Genomic DNA, 17,666 nt, shown 5'->3' on the forward strand with positions numbered 1-17,666 from the left:
CAGATTTCTGGGAGACGGATTAAACCAACACTAAGAAGGCTACTACGCTCTTATAGCGTAGTAGCCTTTTGCAATACTAATTCAAAATGTGTTCCAGAGGGATTGCTTTCAATTAATCGCAAATCGCCCCCAACAGATTGGGCCATCATTTTACTAAGTGGTAATCCTAAACCCAAGCCGCGAACAGTATATTTTTTATTTTCCCCTCTATAAAAGCGCTCAAAAATAAATGACTGATCCTCTAGAGGGATTCCATGTCCTGTGTCCTTCACCATCACTGACAGAGCCTCGCCATGATCTATCAACCTCAAGGTTATTGTTCCTTTGTCCATCGCCTGTTTAGCATTGGTTAATAGGTTTGTAATGATCTGTTGGATACGAACAATATCTATCTGTACAAGCACAGGTTTTTCCAACAAATGTAAATGAACTTTTACATGTTCATCTTCCTGCATGACCTCCCACTGTGCCACCGCCTCTCGCAGTAGCTGATTAACATCTACTGACTCTATCTGCACAGGAATAGCATCGACAGCAAAATGGTTAAAGGCAAGTAAGTCACCAACCATTGTTTTCATTTTTGTCGTTTCGACCATAGCCATTTCAATGAATTCCATAGCATCCTGTCCCGTTACAACACCATCTCTTACAGCCTGTAATAAACCACTTATAGAGGTGACAGGTGTTTTCAATTCATGGGTGACACCTGCTAGTAATTCTGTTCGAGTTTTCTCCAGCTGTTCTAATTTATTTGCCATATTTTTAAAGGAGGAAACAAGCTCATAAATTTCCTTTTCCTTACTATATTGAGGCAAATCAATTGCATAATTGCCTTCCTGTACATGCTTGGCAGCCTCAGCTACTTGTTTAATGGGATGGGCCAAACGCTTTGACAGAAAGTAAATAGCGATCCAGCCTAATAATGCTAATGCTCCAATTAATATGGCAAGCTGTCCATATGCTTGGTTAACTCTTGTTAAATTCTCCTTCTTCTCCATCACCAGGGCCCAGCCCAATAACTCATGATTATTTTCTATCTTTCTTTTCACTACATATTCAGGTTCAAGTCCATCCTTTATTTCCTTAGTACCTTCTTTTCCATCTAACAAGCCAGCTACATTTTTAGCACTACCAGGTGGTACAGGACGGTTGCTAGTCAGTATATTTCCCTCTGTATCTACAACATACAAAATCGGATCGATCTCTTTCATATTAAAACGCTGACGATCCCCTATGAAACCTGGAATACCATTTATAGGTCCATTATTAGGATTTGTTGTATCCGTTAAACGATAGACCGTTTCGTCTGCTAAAAACTCCATTAATTCTAATCGATTTTCAAATGTTGTATGTCGAATCCACGCTGCTGAGATTAAAGATATAATAGCTAAGCCTATAAAAAGTGTCAGTAAATATCGGCTCGTCCAATATTGAAGTAAGGATATTCGCTTATTTTTTTTGAACACTTAGCTGATACCCCAATCCACGTAGTGTCTTTATTTCTCCTTCCGCTTCATCCCATTCTTTTAAAGCCTTCCTAAGCCTCTTTATAGCTAAATCTACAGCACGATCACTACCCTCATACTCCCATCCCCAAACTTGATCTATAAGCTGATCCCGGGTAAATGTTTGATTAGGGTGGTCAGCTAAAAACATGAGCACTGATAAATCTCTTGGCGTTAATACAATCTCTTCTCCACCCAAAAGCACTTTATGCGCTTTACAATCAATCACTAGAGACCCATACTGCTTACTAGTAGCTGAATCAGAACTACCTACAGCACGTCTTAAAACAGCCCTCACTCTTGCAACAACTTCATCTGCGATAAAAGGCTTGGTAATATAATCATCTGCCCCATGATCAAACCCCTCTAGACGGTAATTAACCTCACCTAATGCTGTTAACATGATAACTGGGCAAGTACTTCGTTCTCTTATTTCTTTTAAAATGGACCAACCATTTTTTTCTGGTAACATAATATCTAGCAACACTAGATCTGGCTGTGTTTCACGAAACATGACCAAGGCTTGACCACCATTGAAACATTGTGTCACACTATAACCCACTTTTTGTAAATACACCTTTAAAACCTGGCTTATTGGATATTCGTCCTCTATTACTAGAATGTTTGCCAAAGTCAATCACCTCGCTACTAGTTCACTCTTATATTCATTATAGCACTGGATTATGTCAGTTAAATGTCAGCCTATCCATTACCCATAAACTACTAGCACAGATTATATAGAGGACATCTATTGACAATGTCTTCCTCAGCCACTTATCATTGAGTGCGAATGATAATCAATGATAATTCATTCAAAAACCTAGTAAATGAAATTAAGGGGGGTAAAAGCATGATTATTGTAACTAATCGTATTCAAGTAAAACCCGGTTTTGCTGCGAGAATGGCACCAAATTTTACAAAGCCAGGTCCTCTGCAACAGTTTGAAGGCTTTCATAAAGTAGAGGTATTAATTTCAACTGATGATCCTACTTATGATGAAATGAGTGTTAATATGTATTGGGAATCTAAGGAGCATTTCCAAGCATGGCGTAATAGCGATGCATTTGCTGCAGCCCATCAACGCCCAAATTCGGGCTCTGAGGGAGAAAAGGCTGACAGTCCAATTATCGGCAGCAAAATAGTGGTGGCGGAATTAGCTTCTTCTATTGAAGCCTTAAATTAATAAACGACGATTAAATTACTTATACATTATCTTCTGATTCTATCTAAAAAGCCCTGCATGTTGAACGATCATGCAGGGTCTTTTTTCTTGGTATAAGAAACATTGATTAAATCAATATAAAAGAATGACTAGTATATAGCCCAGCACGGATAGAAAGACCGAGCCAATTAAACCTGCAATAAATGCCTTTACACCTAGCTCCTTAAATGTTTTCATTTCAACATTTAGCCCTAGACCTGCCATTGCCATCGCAATTAAGATATAAGCAGTATCTACTAATGCTTGCGATACATTCGCCGGTATAATCCCTAAAGAGTTGATAGCACTCATCGCTAAAAATCCTAAAATAAACCACGGTATGATGGATAAAGAAAAGGCTTTTTTCTCTTCACTTTTGTCCATTCTTCGATAGAAAATACCAATAACAATTGCTACAGGTACGAGTAGGGCCACTCGTGTTAATTTCACGATGACGGCTATATCAATTGCTTCATTTCCACCAGCAGATGCAGCTGCAATTACATGCGCAATTTCATGTAATGTCCCCCCTGCGAAAATCCCATACGCAGTAGGTGTTAAATCGATGATGGAATAAAGTACCGTATAAATAAGTGTGAAAATAGTCCCCAATAACGCAACAATCGCTGCCCCTACCGCCGTTTCCTTTTCATTTGCTTTAATTTGAGGTGCAATTGCCACTACTGCAGCAGCTCCGCAAATGGCAGTCCCGCAAGCAGTTAATATCCCTAGCTTTTGATCGACTTTAAATATTTTTGTTAGGCCGTACACAACAATTAAGGCAAATAGCAAATTAATGACTGCAATTAAAAAAACGTTAGCACCCGCATGATAAATATCTGCTAAATTTAAGCGCATACCCAATAAAATAATACCAAAGCGTAATAGCTTCTTGCTGGAAAATGAAATCCCTACTTGCCAAGAATCTTGTACTTTAAATGTTGCTCGCCAGGTCATCCCTAATATAATGGCAATAACCAACTGTCCCAATATTGAAAGGAAAGGAAATGTGGCAATATATTTCGCTACTAAAGCAATAAGAAGCGTTAACAATATCCCCTTCAAGAAATTTGGATTAAGAGTAGATTTTAATTTATGCTGTCTATTAACCATGATGTTCACTTCTTTCTCCCTTGTTGATTATTACTTTAATAAAGAGTGCACTATTAGTAAAATACATATATATAATTATTATTATTAATATTTCTAATAACAGGGGTGAAGATATGCAATTGGATGCTTTAAAAACATTTATCACACTGGTTGAGGTCAATAATTTTACAAAGACCTCTGAAATACTTCATATTTCACAACCAAGTGTTAGCTTACACATTAAGAATCTAGAGCAAGAATTACAAACAACCTTATTTATTCGCTCCCCAAAATCGGTGCAAATTACACCAACTGGTGAAATTCTTTATAAACGAGCAAAGCAAATCATGGCGATAGCTGAAGCTGCAAAAGAAGATATCGCGGCCTATCATCAAGAGGTACAAGGTACGTTAGTCATTGGGGCAAGCTTTACAATTGGCGAATATATTTTACCTCCAATTATTGCAAGCTTACAGCAACAATTCCCACAACTTGAACTTCAAATTATTATTGGCAATACAAAAGAAATCATTCAATATACAAAATTACTGCAAGTCGATATAGGTCTAATTGAAGGACAGGCTCATGATAATGAACTAGTCATTAAGCCATTTATGCAAGATGAGTTATTTATTGTTAGCGACAGTAAACATCCTCTTACAAAGCAACAACCTCTGACTGCTGATAAACTCCAGCAGCAAAGCTGGGTTGCGCGTGAAGAAGGCTCTGGAACACGTTATTATCTGGATCATTTATTCAGAGCAAATGGTTTACAGATTCATTCGCTTTTGACTATTAGTAGTAATCAGGGCGTGAAGGAGAGTGTAATGCAGGGACTTGGTCTTTCTTTATTGTCTGCCTGTGTGATAGAACGTGAATTAAAAAATGGAGATATGACTATTCTGCGCCTTGAAGGACAGCACTTTATGCGAACTTTTTCTTATCTTTGCTCACCTACCATGAAAAATAAGCGCAATGTCGACATACTGATTGATATCTTAATAAAAAAAGCATAGCGATTTTTTTCTCGTCGCTAAGCTCTTTTTATGGTTCTTCTCGTATTAAAATGTTTACTTTCAATGATTTCAACAAATTTCATTGCTGCTCTAGAAAGAGGTACTGACTTCAAATAACACATACCAATACTTCTCGTAGGAATACTTTCCCTTAAAGTTAATTCATAAAGAAGTCCACGTTGAAGATAGTCCTTTGAAAATTCCTTTGTTACACATGCAATGCCAAGGTTACTACGCGCAAATTCGAGTACCAAATCATGTGAGCCTAGCTCAAACTCTGGCTCTATGTGAACGCCTCTTGCAAAAAGATAATCTTCCACATACTTCCTTGAATTTGATTTTTTCTCTAGAAAGATAAGTGGAAATTTTAAAAGGTCCTCATAGCTTAAACTTTTAGATGAAAGTGTTTTATATTTTTCCCCACAGACAAAAATATCCTGAATATCTGTACATACCGTTAACTGTAATGTTGAATCTTCAATTGGAAAATTACAAAACCCTATATCTACTTCACCCGATTTAATAAAATTACAAATTTCAGAGGTTGTGCCATTTAGCATTTGCAATTTAATATTCGGATACATTGTATGGAATGCTTCTAAATAAGGCATTAAAAAGAAGCGTGAGATCGTATCACCTACCCCTATTTTTAATTGCCCTGTTGTTAAATTTTTGAATTCAAGTAACTTTTCTTCACCAGCATCTAAAAGCCCTAAAGCAGAATTAGTATATTCAAAAAGTAGGCTACCCTCTGTTGTTAATGTCACACCTTTAGGGGTTCGATTAAAAAGACGTGTGCCAAGCTCATTTTCTAATTGCATCATTGCCTGACTTACAGCTGGCTGTGTCATATATAAATCTTTTGCTGCACTAGAAAAGCTATTATTTTTTGCTACAACACTAAAAACACGATATAAATCTAATTTCCCTATCATATAAGCACCTCTTATAGCTATTATATGAACTATTAATTTTACTTATATCATTAACGAGCCTTATAGTAAAATCATATGGTTTTTATATCACTTTACGCTAGATAGAATGAGGAGAGATTAAATTGGAACGTGTAATCGGTACAGTTGTAAGAGGTCTTCGTGGTCCTATTATTAATGAAGGCGATAATATTGAACAAATTGTTGTAGATACAGTGTTAAATGCTGCACATATTGAAGGATATACAATAGAGGATCGTGATATTGTGACAGTAACTGAATCTGTCGTGGCACGTGCACAAGGAAACTATGCTACGATTGATGATATTGCCATAGATGTAGCGGCTAAGTTTGGTGATGATACGGTAGGCGTTATTTTCCCCATTTTAAGTCGAAACCGCTTCGCCAATTGTTTACGAGGCATCGCTAAAGGTGTAAAAAAGGTAGTATTAATGCTAAGCTACCCATCTGATGAAGTGGGTAATCACCTTGTAGATATTGATGAGCTCGATGTAAAAGGTATTAACCCATGGACGGATACACTCAATGAGGTTGAATTCCGCGAGCATTTTGGCTATAAAAAACACACATTTACTGGTGTAGATTATATTGAATACTATAAAGAGTTAATCGAAGCAGAAGGGGCTACGTGTGAGGTCATCTTCTCAAATAATCCAAAAACAATTTTAAATTACACAAAGAGTATCTTAACATGTGATATTCATTCACGCTTCCGCACAAAACGTATTCTAACAGCGAACGGTGCAGAAAAAGTTTACAGCCTTGATAATATTTTAGCTGAATCAATTAATGGCTCTGGTTTCAATGCTGAGTATGGTCTACTTGGCTCGAACAAAGCTACAGAGGATAGTGTTAAATTATTCCCACATACTTGCCAACCGATTGTTGATGGAATCCAAGCAAAAATTAAAGAAGCTACAGGAAAAACAGTAGAAGTTATGATTTATGGTGACGGCGCATTCAAAGATCCTGTGGGTAAAATTTGGGAGCTTGCAGATCCTGTTGTATCCCCAGCATTCACCGCTGGATTACATGGAACACCGAACGAGGTTAAATTAAAATATTTAGCGGACAATGATTTTGCAGACCTTCGAGGCGAAGAACTAAAGGCTGCTATTTCTGAATACATCCAAAATAAAGATGAAGATTTAACAGGTCAAATGGCTGCACAAGGAACAACACCGCGTCGTTTAACAGACCTTATCGGTTCCCTATCTGACCTTACATCTGGTTCGGGTGACAAAGGAACACCAATGATTTACATTCAAGGCTACTTCGATAATTACACTAAATAAACAAACAAAAATGAACTCTCGTCCTAATGAAGAGAGTTCATTTTTTTATGGCGAGGATAACAGGAATCGAACCCGTACTCCCATTGGAAAGGGATATGCACTCCTTGCACCTACCTCGTAATAGATGATTATTGAATGCTTGCTATAGTATTACATTGTGCTCAGTCCCTTCTCTTCTTAATTGGTTAGGATTTTAATTTATTTGGAATAATTTCTTCTTGTAGCCAATGCTCACTTGTTTGAACATGTTGCGGTCTCACAAATTTCCCTAAATTATAGCGGAAATCTTCGTAATGGAATGAGCTAGTATTTCTAATGACATACCCCTCTTGTTCCCCTTCAAAGAATGATTTTCCAGTGAATGTACGTTTTATCTGTTCTTCGTCAAAAATCCCTCGGTATAAAACGGGCACTGTTTCTATACCTAACTCTGCTGCAAAGGCCACAGTTTCATCCCAGCTCAAACAAATATTTTCTTCATTCCAAATGCTAAACAAATAGAAATAGCTTGTTAATCCTTGATAATAAATAGAATGCTTGGCATAAACATTTTCACCACATAAGCGCCAGTCCTTTGGAATCCGATACGCAAAATTCGCGTGAAATGTTTTTACCCAATGTCTAGAAGGATGGTTGGCTGAATGAATACTTCTAGCATGCATATAGTCTCTGTAAAGTGTTGTTCCTTCTCCATCTAACTTTTCAGTGACAACAACCTCCTTTCCAATAAAATGATTCACATTTCTAGCCACTTTATCATCATCGGTATAACCCCTGCTCCATGGTAAATGAAAACTTCTTGGGTATTTCATTAATTTCGTCATATTTTCACCTTCCTTTCCTAAAGTTTACTTGGCAAATTGATCTGCCTCACGGAAAAAATAAAGCCTTGTTAATAAATCACCATCTAATAAATGATAAATTTGGCTTCCACCTCTATCTCCCCCATACTGGATTAACATATGAAATTGCACTAAATGAACAACCTTTAATACAAATTCCTTTTCAAAGCCCAACTCTAATAGAAAATGGCAAACCAGTTGAGCAGAGACATTTTCATGCCCAAAATAACCATAACGCTGTTGCAAAGGTTTATATTTTTTACAAGCTGGTTTACCTACATCATGAAACAATGCAGCTATTTGTAGAGCTAGTTTATCGCTTTCTAAGTAGTACTCATTGATATACGCGTACACAAAATACGTATGCTGACATAGTAAAAATTGATGGAATGGGTTTTCTTGATCGAATTGATAAATTTCTTTGAAAAGTGGGACTGCTTGAAGTGTTTGAAAAAGCTCTTCATAGGTGGGGTGGCCTTGTATGAGTGAAACAAATTGTTGTCGAGAAAGATCATAGGGACTTGATTCATGAATAATATGCAATTCATTAAACCCTTCTCCTACTGTAGGGAACTCTAAATGCTTTCTCATTTTTTCCATCACGATTAATGGTACATGTCTTTTCCTTTGCTGGTTTCTAGCTACACAGATTGAATAAGGTGTATCAAAGTAATAACATACCTTCTGCACATTACTTGGTATTTTACGAAGTGCAAACATCCTGCGCTCTCGTTCAATATTGGTTGCATCCACAATGACAGAAAACCCTTTTGCCACTAAGTCATTAAGACGTTCATATAATGTACGAAAGACTATACGTGATTTTTGCTTCGTTGAATCCCCAAATAACTCCTGACGTATAGCGTCGCTTGATAGGACAATTGCATTTTCATTTTTAGCTAACTGTTTCACAAATGTACTTTTCCCACTACCAGGCAACCCCACTGTAAAGATTACCTTCATTCTTTTCACCTCCCTTCAAGTTTCTTTATCGTATGGCATGCCACATTCTTTAGTGTCTCAATAGCATTTCATCTATTATTTTTAATAACAATTTATGATAATCAGTCATAATATGAAGCAATATTACATATAAAAAAGACGGCTCCACCTTTTTGTAGAGCTGTCTCTGTTTATCAATATCTTATTACCTTATACATTTATTGTATCATAAATTTACAATAATTTCTAGACTATACTTCTTTCCGAAGTAGATGTATGATAAATTTCCTGCTTCAATCCCCCCATATCATGTGCATTTGGATACTTTCACTATATTCAAATTTGTGGTTGGACAAACAGTTAAAAAAGCATCACAATTACGTTCTTCTCACCATCTATTGAGGTGAGGGTTACTGTCAAAGGAAGCAAATAACTATGGAGAGGAATGTGAGTAAACGTTGGAAAATCAAAAAGAATGGCTAGAAGAAAAGCATCATCTTGAGGATTCTTTAAACATTATTGTTCATAAAATAAAAGAGTTAGAGCATAAAGAAAAAGGTTTTAAAGAAAATGCTGTTGCCTTAAAGAAATCCTTTTGGAATGATGTGAGAGTCAATCTAGATACCGCTGAGGATGTAGACGAAACCTTTTTTGCAATTAAGCAGCAGGCAGAGCTTTTATCTGACTCAGAGCTAGCACAGGAACGTGCAATTCGTAATGTAAAGGTATATGAACGTTTACAACAGTCACCCTATTTTGCTCGTATTGACTTTGTACAAGATGGTCAACAAGACCCTTTAAAAATTTATATTGGTGTAGCCACATTATTGGATGAACAGGATGAAAATATCATCATTTTTGATTGGCGAGCGCCTATATCAAGTATGTATTATGATTACACACCTGGTGATGCATCCTACGAAACATTAGGTGAAGAAATTCATGGAGAAATGCTGTTAAAACGGCAATTTATTATTAAAAATGGTCAACTACAATCCATGTTTAATACGGGCCTTACAATTGGTGATGACCTACTGCTCGATATCCTTGCGCAAAATGCAAATGAGCATATTCGTAGTATTGTTGCGACAATCCAAGCAGAGCAAAATAAAATTATTCGCCATGTAAATTCACGCTATCTTATTGTTGAAGGTGTGGCAGGTAGTGGCAAAACAGCTGTAGCCTTACAGCGGGTAGCTTATCTACTTTATCGTTATCGTGATGAAATGACTGCCGATCAAATTCTGCTAATTACACCTAACCAACTTTTTAATCAATATGTGCATTCTGTCTTACCTGATTTAGGGGAAGACAATATGCAGCAGTTAACGTTTATAGAATATGCTGAAAAACGATTAGGTAAACAGTTTCAATTAGAGTATCCTTATGAGCAGCTTGAAGAACTGTTAACAGAAAAGGATGATGCTCAGTATCAAACAAAATTAAGCATCATTTCTTTTAAAGCGAGTCTCGCTTATAAACATTTAATCGATCAATATGCGAGTTATTTATCCGATAAAGGCTTGTTATTTAAAAATATCGTTTTTCGTGGAGAACGGATTATTACTGCACAGGAAATTACCGAATACTTCTATTCTTTCCCTTCTACTATGTCGATACCAGATCGCCTACAATTAGTAAAAGAATGGTTATTGCAGCAACTAACGAAATTGGAAAAGGCTGAGCGTACAAAGGAATGGGTAGAAGAAGCTACTGAGCTATTAGATAAAGAAGATTACTCCAAATCTTATAGCGAACTTTTATATGAGGGTCGCTATACTGAAAACTCATTTGACGATTTTGATCAAGAACGCTATAAATTAGCGAGACAAATTGTCAAAAAACACTTTAAACCATTACGTAACTCTGTTAACAAGTTAAAGTTTGTCCATATGTTGGGTACATATCGACAGCTCTTTGATTTGAATAGTTCTATTAGCAGGGATTTACAACACCTTATGCCAGACAATTGGGAGGACATTTGTCTACAAACACTCCCTAATTTAGCAAAGCGTTTGATTGCCTATGAGGATACTGCACCATTTTTATATTTACAGGACAAAATTGAAGGACAACAGACCAATAGGATGATCCGTCATGTGTTAATAGATGAAGCACAGGATTATTCGCCATTTCAACTTACTGTATTACAGCAGTTATTCCCAAAAGCACGTATGACCATTTTAGGTGATGGCCACCAAACGATTCATCCACATACCTTTAATAATCCTTCTCTACTCGACACTCAATTATATGGTGAGCAGGCAGAAAAAATGATATTAACCAAAAGCTATCGTTCGACAAAGCAAATCATACAACTCACTGCCAAAATATTGAATGATGGTAGTGAAGTAGAAGCATTTAACCGAAATGGCCCTGAACCATCGATTACTATTGTGCCAAATGAATTGGAATTAATGGATCAAATTATTCAAAATATCGACCATTTATCTATTGAATTCGAAACAATTGCTGTCATCTGTAAAACCGCAGCCGAATGCTCTGCCGTTTATAAGCAATTAAACAATCGAGTAGATATTCAATTAATCAACCATAATTCAAAGCAGTTTAAGAAGGGTATTTTATTACTTCCAGCTTACATGGCGAAAGGCATCGAATTTGATGCAGTCATCATCTATAATGCATCTGCCGCTAATTACTCAAGAGAAAGCGAACGGTACTATTTCTATACGGCGTGTACAAGAGCTATGCATGAGCTGCACATTTATTCTATTAACAAATTAACGTATTTCCTTCAATAATAGGTAACAGGAGAATCTGTAAATAACAGATTCTCCTGTTCTCTTGCTGTTTTATATATAGAACGTATAGTCTTCTGGAATAACACGTTTTAAAAATTTCTTCGTTCGCTCCTCTTTTGGGCTGACGAAAATATCATGAGGGCTACCTTCCTCTACAACCACTCCTCCATCCATGAAAATTACGCGATTGGCAACATCTTTGGCAAAGCCCATTTCGTGTGTCACTACAAGCATTGTGGTACCCTCCGCTGCAATATTTTTCATGACCTGTAGAACCTCACCTACCAATTCAGGGTCAAGTGCGGACGTTGGTTCATCAAATAAAATAATATCAGGATTCAAAGCTACTGCTCGTGCAATACCAACACGTTGCTGTTGACCTCCTGACAACTGACTTGGATAGGCATCATATTTGTCTGATAAACCTACTTTATCAAGTGCCTTTTTACCAATTTCCACAGCCTGTGCTTTAGGAATTTTACGTCCAATGATTAATCCTTCCGTTACATTTTCTAATGCTGTTTTATTAGTAAATAGATTATAGTTTTGAAAGACAAATGCGACACGCTGGCGAATTGCATGCACGTCTTTTTTCTTTACATGTTGAAAATCAACCTGAATATCTCCAAATGTCGCATGGCCTTGATCAGCCTTCTCTAAAAAATTGATACAACGCAATAATGTTGTTTTTCCTGAACCACTGGGACCTAAAATAACAACAACGTCCCCTTTATCAATGGCTAAATCAACACCCTTTAAGATTTCATTGTCACCAAATGATTTATGAATATTTTTAATTTCTAACATGCTAATTCACCCCTTAGACATTTGCCATTTTGTATTTGCTTAAATATTTCTCATAACGCTTAAACAAGTATTCAACCGTACTACATAAAATTAAGTACACAATAAAGATATCCAAATAGGCCTCTACATAATTGTAGCCAACGTTTGCCGCTACTTTTGCCTTCAGTGTAATTTCAGGAAGCGACATTGCGTAGCCTAGCGATGTAGCTTTAATAAGATTAACTGTAGCTGTGCAAATATTCGGCAATGCCACTACTAATGCCTGTGGAATGATGATGCGAGTATATGCTTGGAATGTTGACAAACCTACTGAGTGTGCAGCCTCTAGTTGCCCCTTTTCAATGGTACTTAACGCCGATCGAAAGACCTCAATCAAAATGGCTGTTGAGCTGAATGCAAATACAATAAACGCATACCAAATTGGATTGATTTTATAAATATCATACGCAATATGATATTTTTCAAAAATAATTTTTAACATTAAAGGTATACTGCTATAGATAATAAAAATTTGTATAATAATCGGCGTTCCTCGAACAAAAGAAACATAAATCTTCGCGAGGTGATGAATAACTGGAATTTTATTGATCCTAGTTAGTGCTAACAAAAAACCTAGTGGCAAAGCTATCACCAAAGCAACAACTGTGACTAGGAGCGCTATAGGAACACCAGACAAAGCTACGAAAAATGTTTCAAGTAAAAATTGATAATTCACCCTCACGCCTCCTTAAGTTGTTTCTAGGGTCTTCTTACCCTTGCCAAATACCTTTTCTAATATAGTAAATATTTTTTCTATAATAATAGATAACACCCAATAGATAATAGCCAATGCAATATAAATTTCTAAGGCATGAGCATTGATGTTACTTGCAATAATTAGATTTGCCTTACCTACAATATCAATTAGACCAATTGTATAAGCGAGTGCACCTTCCTGTAATAAAGCAATCATGCCATTGCCAAAGTTCGGTAAAGCGACGACTAGCGCCTGCGGAAAAATAATTCGACGGTAGGCTTGGAATGGCGTTAGCCCGACACTAACGGCTGCTTCAAACTGCCCTTTTGGAATGGCTAAGTAGGCAGACCGTATCACCTCAGACATTATTGCCGTGAATTGTAAGGTGAATGTTACGACAACAAATATGGCCGTTTCAATTGAATGGAGATTAAGACCAACATTTTCCGCTAATGCTGGGACACCATAGTAGACAAGAAATAACAAAACAATGGAGGGTGTACAACGCATAATCGTTGTATACAGATTGGCGAATTTAGTTAGCCACTTGACTGAAGATAGCTTAGCAGCCGCCAGCAATAAGCCGAATAGGGTACCTAAGATAATGGAGGACCCTGCAACTAAGAACGTAATTTTTAAAAATGGCAATAACACTGGGATTGCGTTCCAAATGTAGGTTGCGTCAAAATATTTATCCATTTCCTCACCAACTTTTGTTTTTATGAATAAAGACTGCTGAGCATTACTGACTCAACAGCCTTACTATTCGTTCCGTTTTAAACTAACGATTTACGTTTTCCAGTACTTCAAATAAATCACGGCCATAGAATTTTGTACTTAATTCATTTGTTTTCTTTTGTTCTTTAACCTGTGCTATTGCTTTATCATAAGCGTCAGCAAATTCCTGCTCTTTTTTATTGAACAGTGGCCATGTTTTTATAACAGCAAATTCGTTATAGACAACGTCATCTTTTAGGTTATAATATGGTCCATCTTCTGCAAGTACTTGTTGTTTAAATGGGCCTTCAATCATGACACCACCATCAACACGGCCTTCATTTACCCACTGCACTACATCGACAGTAAAGGCGTCACCGGCCTCAAGTTTTACTTTATTATCTGGATTTGCCGTATTATACTCATCGATAATTGTATATTGAGCATTATTTGCAGCAATCGGTGCTAAAGAATAGCCCTTTTTCGCAAAATCCGCTAATGTTTTCACGCCTTCATCCTCTTTACGCACAACTAAACCTGCGCTACTTAAACCTAGGAATTCCTTTGGGAAAATAAATTTCTCTGTTCGTTCCTGAGTAAAGAATGCGTTTTTAACCCCTACTTGATATTTCCCTTGCTCCACACCAATTAATAAATCATCACTTGTTGTACCTACATACTCAAATTGATAGTCAGGTAGCAATTCATCTACTAATTTCATTACTTCTACATCATAACCAGTTGGATTTCCATTATCGTCGATGTAACTAATAGGCTTTGAGGCTTGATCGTAGGCTACTTTTACTGTACGTACCTTTTCACCATCACCTGAGTCTTTATCTGCTGATTCTCCTGAATTACAACCTGCTAATAATGCTATAGATGCCAAACCAATTGCAGCAAATTGGAAAATCTTATTCTTCTTCATATGTCATTTCTCCTTATTTTTCACGTGATTTAATGATTGATTTTCATATAATTTCTGCTGTTCAATAGCGGCAGTCGCTAATTTAATAATCGTCATATCATCCATCGGTGGATTATGAAGCCCTGCACGAACATTGCGGTAATAACGCTGTAATGGATTGGATAGTTGTAAGCTTTTTGCCCCCACTACACGCATCGCTTTATCGACTATATCTATTGCCATGTTTGTTACTGTGTGTTTAGCAACAGCCATTTCATTTGTTATTAGTCCACGTCTAGCAGGATCATCGTAAGCCTCAGCCACTCCGTATAAGACAAAACGTGCTTGGTGGAGCTTTAATTCAATATCCCCTAAAAGCTGTTGTACGTTTGGCAACGTACTAATTGGCGCATTCAGGCTATTCGGTTGATGGTGATTAGCAAAATGAATAGCATAATCACGAGCTGCTTGTGCAATGCCTAAGTAAGTTGCTGGGATATGGAGTATCCAGCCATTTATTTTGCCACCACTCGGATGACTTGGTAACTCTACTAAATGCTCTGTTGCAACAAGCACATCCTTTAACACAAGATCGTGGCTGCTTGTGCCTCGCATTGCAGACATCTCCCAATTCTCCTCAATGGATAGACCTGCTGCATCCTTATGAATGAGGAAGAAGCCAACTTGCTGCTTTTCTTCAATCCAAGCGGAGGTAAGGAAATAATCGAGCACCGGAGATGCAGTCGTAAAAATCTTACGCCCATTTATTAGCCAGCCACCTTTAGTAGAAATGGCATTTGTCCCTGGCCGCCCTCCTCGCGTTGGGCTACCTGTTGCCGCCTCACTAACAGCTCTATTAATCATGGCCCCTCTCTTTATTTCTTCAGAAAAAGCTATTAGTAGATCATCAGTCCATAGTTTAGTTTCATAAATTTCACCAACAACACCTAATGTCCATCCAAGGGAAAGAGAGGCATTTTCGTCATAGCTTGCTAGCGTCTCTTGTACAAGCACCATATCATAAACAGATAACCCTTCTCCGCCATATTGTTTCGGTAAAGTAAGTTGAGGATAGCCAATTTGTAAAAGTAATCGATGAGCTTCGAACGGAAAACGAGATTGCTCATCTACCTCAACAGCCTCTGCCTTGATTGGCTCTGCTATAGCAGCTAGTTGATCTAGCCAATATCGTTGTCGCTCTGTTTTTACAAATAAATTCTTCAAATGAATCTCCTTCTTCCCAATATATATAAATCGTATAAATTTACTAAGGATTGATAATGAAAAAAAATCTCTTGCTACATGAATGTAGTGAGATACTATTTGGTACTGAATTTTCTGATTCGTTGACACTTATAATACTTTTCGCATTAGAAAATGTCAATGGGTGAAATTCAAGTTTTTTTGTAAGTTTAATATGTATTACAAAGTTTCAACTTTTACCTTTAATTTATGCACCAAGCTTTTCTTACAACATATGCTAAGACTAATGAAAGAGGTGCATATATGACCAATAATTTAAATTCGCCACTAAACGGTGGAATCATAACCCATTCGGCTCCACAAGTTATTCAAACTAAGTTTGGAGATATTAACGGGGATGGTTTTTTTGAAACCATTTTTTTAATGGGCACTAAACAGCCTGATAGTCCTTTCTGGAGAAATCTAACACTGTCTATTTTTTATGGTCAAACAAGACAAATGGAGCAAATTCCATTGAAACAAAATATGGGCTATAATCCGACTATTTTCTTGGGCGATTTTACTGGTAATCATATTGAGGATATTCTGGTTGTGTCTGATACAGGAGGTAGCGGCGGAATTGTAAATGGTGAGATTTTTTCCTCCATCAACAATCAAGTTCGTTCCATCTTTGATGCAGAATCTTTTAATAATAAACTTAAATATAAGGTCAATTATGTAGATCATTATAAGGCTGTTGTTCAGAGTTTTAATCCTGCTATTAAATACACAATTGATTTACAGTATAAAGGAACCGACTACTTAGCTGAAATTTATAATCCAGATGGCACCTTAAAGCAACCGATTGAAGGCTGGGTAGATCCTTTTGGAGGACTATATCCTGTTGATTACGACCGAGATGGAACGTATGAAATTTTAGGATATCAAGAAATTGCAGGTAGATATCATGCTGATGGATTAGGCTATGTAGAAAATATTTTAAAATGGAATGGCCATGAATTTGTAATAGATCGACAAACGGTTGGTATTTTTGGTGAGGATTTATCATAGACGACAAATCTAGCTATTAAATAATCTAAAACAGGAATCTGCTCATTTTTACTTAACTCTAACAAAAAACAAGCAGATTCCGTTATTTATTTTTTCTTTTCAACCAAGGCAAAGTAGTTATTTTCAGGGTCAGCAAAGTTAAAAACCCTACCCATTGGCATCATGACTAGATCTCCTACTTTTACGCCCTTTGCCTGAAAATCTTGGTACATCTCTTCAATTTTATCAGCGTAAAACATAATAGAAGGTGTTCCTAAATTTAGATCAGGTTGCATTTTAGCAATAATTTCTTTGTTATGAAGCACAAAGGATGTTTGAGCTTCCTTAGTTGGTGCAATTTCAATCCAGCGCATGCCTGCCTCTTCCTGTTCAGAAATAACCACAAACCCCACTTTTTCTGTCCAAAACTTAACAATTGCATCTTGATCATTAACATATAACATTACTTGTCCTATTTGATGAATCATGACTTCATTCCCTCCTCTTTTGAGCATTAGTATACATCAAAAAGCAGCTTTATATAGCTTCTAACGCCATCAATTTAGGGAAATTTCAAACAACTGATAATGATATACATTACTAAGAAATAATTAATTCAAAGTACTTAACTTTTATTTTATTTCTGATAGAATGAGTAT

17 protein-coding genes are annotated in these 17,666 nt (G+C 36.8%); 5 read left to right on the plus strand and 12 right to left on the minus strand.

Annotated elements, in window-relative coordinates:
• Positions 1-50 precede the first annotated feature (50 nt).
• Positions 51-1,466: a HAMP domain-containing sensor histidine kinase gene (locus MKY76_RS22975; protein ID WP_259950961.1), complete on the minus strand. Its 1,416-nt coding sequence runs from the start codon at positions 1,464-1,466 to the stop codon at positions 51-53.
• On the minus strand, positions 1,450-2,136 hold the full coding sequence (locus tag MKY76_RS22980) for a response regulator transcription factor (RefSeq protein ID WP_342557201.1): 687 nt from the start codon (positions 2,134-2,136) through the stop codon (positions 1,450-1,452). The genes MKY76_RS22975 and MKY76_RS22980 overlap by 17 nt, the downstream gene beginning before the upstream one ends.
• A 219-nt stretch (positions 2,137-2,355) precedes the next feature.
• Between MKY76_RS22980 and MKY76_RS22985 the strand changes: the two genes are divergently transcribed.
• Positions 2,356-2,688, plus strand: coding sequence for a heme oxygenase (locus tag MKY76_RS22985; protein WP_048395499.1), 333 nt, complete (start codon positions 2,356-2,358; stop codon positions 2,686-2,688).
• A 111-nt stretch (positions 2,689-2,799) separates the two neighbouring features.
• On the opposite strand, the gene MKY76_RS22990 is transcribed toward MKY76_RS22985, so the two are convergent.
• Positions 2,800-3,819 carry a YeiH family protein gene (locus MKY76_RS22990; RefSeq protein WP_257962093.1) on the minus strand — a complete coding sequence of 340 codons (1,020 nt, stop codon included), beginning with the start codon at positions 3,817-3,819 and terminating at the stop codon, positions 2,800-2,802.
• Positions 3,820-3,932: 113 nt separating this feature from the next.
• Between MKY76_RS22990 and MKY76_RS22995 the strand changes: the two genes are divergently transcribed.
• The gene (locus MKY76_RS22995) at positions 3,933-4,814 is read left to right on the plus strand and encodes a LysR family transcriptional regulator (protein WP_054548523.1); all 882 of its coding nucleotides are present in this window, start codon (positions 3,933-3,935) and stop codon (positions 4,812-4,814) included.
• 17 nt (positions 4,815-4,831) lie between these two features.
• On the opposite strand, the gene MKY76_RS23000 is transcribed toward MKY76_RS22995, so the two are convergent.
• Positions 4,832-5,749: a LysR family transcriptional regulator gene (locus tag MKY76_RS23000; protein WP_048395493.1), complete on the minus strand. Its 918-nt coding sequence runs from the start codon at positions 5,747-5,749 to the stop codon at positions 4,832-4,834.
• A gap of 122 nt (positions 5,750-5,871) precedes the next feature.
• Between MKY76_RS23000 and MKY76_RS23005 the strand changes: the two genes are divergently transcribed.
• Positions 5,872-7,062, plus strand: a complete 1,191-nt coding sequence (locus tag MKY76_RS23005) for a coenzyme F420-0:L-glutamate ligase (RefSeq protein ID WP_054548521.1) — start codon at positions 5,872-5,874, stop codon at positions 7,060-7,062.
• A 185-nt stretch (positions 7,063-7,247) separates the two neighbouring features.
• Here the strand turns inward: MKY76_RS23005 and MKY76_RS23010 are convergent, their stop codons facing one another.
• Positions 7,248-7,886: an RNA ligase family protein gene (locus tag MKY76_RS23010; RefSeq protein ID WP_048395489.1), complete on the minus strand. Its 639-nt coding sequence runs from the start codon at positions 7,884-7,886 to the stop codon at positions 7,248-7,250.
• 24 nt (positions 7,887-7,910) lie between these two features.
• Positions 7,911-8,867 carry an AAA family ATPase gene (locus MKY76_RS23015; RefSeq protein WP_257962058.1) on the minus strand — a complete coding sequence of 319 codons (957 nt, stop codon included), beginning with the start codon at positions 8,865-8,867 and terminating at the stop codon, positions 7,911-7,913.
• 437 nt (positions 8,868-9,304) lie between these two features.
• Between MKY76_RS23015 and helD the strand changes: the two genes are divergently transcribed.
• Positions 9,305-11,608: an RNA polymerase recycling motor HelD gene (gene helD, locus MKY76_RS23020; protein WP_342557202.1), complete on the plus strand. Its 2,304-nt coding sequence runs from the start codon at positions 9,305-9,307 to the stop codon at positions 11,606-11,608.
• Positions 11,609-11,659: 51 nt separating this feature from the next.
• Here helD and MKY76_RS23025 read toward each other — a convergent pair whose 3' ends face one another.
• From MKY76_RS23025 to MKY76_RS23045, 5 genes are all read right to left on the minus strand, one after another.
• A complete protein-coding gene (locus MKY76_RS23025; RefSeq protein WP_279493480.1) occupies positions 11,660-12,415 on the minus strand; it encodes an amino acid ABC transporter ATP-binding protein in 756 nt (251 codons plus the stop codon).
• 13 nt (positions 12,416-12,428) lie between these two features.
• Positions 12,429-13,130, minus strand: coding sequence for an amino acid ABC transporter permease (locus MKY76_RS23030; RefSeq protein ID WP_004233514.1), 702 nt, complete (start codon positions 13,128-13,130; stop codon positions 12,429-12,431).
• A 12-nt stretch (positions 13,131-13,142) separates the two neighbouring features.
• Complete coding sequence (locus MKY76_RS23035; protein WP_048395479.1) at positions 13,143-13,850, minus strand: amino acid ABC transporter permease; 708 nt, start codon at positions 13,848-13,850, stop codon at positions 13,143-13,145.
• An 82-nt stretch (positions 13,851-13,932) separates the two neighbouring features.
• The gene (locus MKY76_RS23040; protein ID WP_342557203.1) at positions 13,933-14,796 is read right to left on the minus strand and encodes a transporter substrate-binding domain-containing protein; all 864 of its coding nucleotides are present in this window, start codon (positions 14,794-14,796) and stop codon (positions 13,933-13,935) included.
• 3 nt (positions 14,797-14,799) lie between these two features.
• Positions 14,800-15,999, minus strand: coding sequence for an acyl-CoA dehydrogenase family protein (locus tag MKY76_RS23045; RefSeq protein ID WP_048395476.1), 1,200 nt, complete (start codon positions 15,997-15,999; stop codon positions 14,800-14,802).
• A 282-nt stretch (positions 16,000-16,281) separates the two neighbouring features.
• Here MKY76_RS23045 and MKY76_RS23050 point away from each other — a divergent pair, with 282 nt between their 5' ends.
• Entirely contained in the window at positions 16,282-17,028 is a 747-nt protein-coding gene (locus tag MKY76_RS23050; RefSeq protein WP_054548515.1) for a hypothetical protein, read from the plus strand.
• An 86-nt stretch (positions 17,029-17,114) separates the two neighbouring features.
• Here the strand turns inward: MKY76_RS23050 and MKY76_RS23055 are convergent, their stop codons facing one another.
• Positions 17,115-17,495: a VOC family protein gene (locus MKY76_RS23055; RefSeq protein WP_048395473.1), complete on the minus strand. Its 381-nt coding sequence runs from the start codon at positions 17,493-17,495 to the stop codon at positions 17,115-17,117.
• Positions 17,496-17,666 lie beyond the last annotated feature (171 nt).

Source organism: Lysinibacillus sp. FSL P4-0201 (assembly GCF_038593425.1).
GTDB lineage: Bacteria > Bacillota > Bacilli > Bacillales_A > Planococcaceae > Lysinibacillus > Lysinibacillus capsici.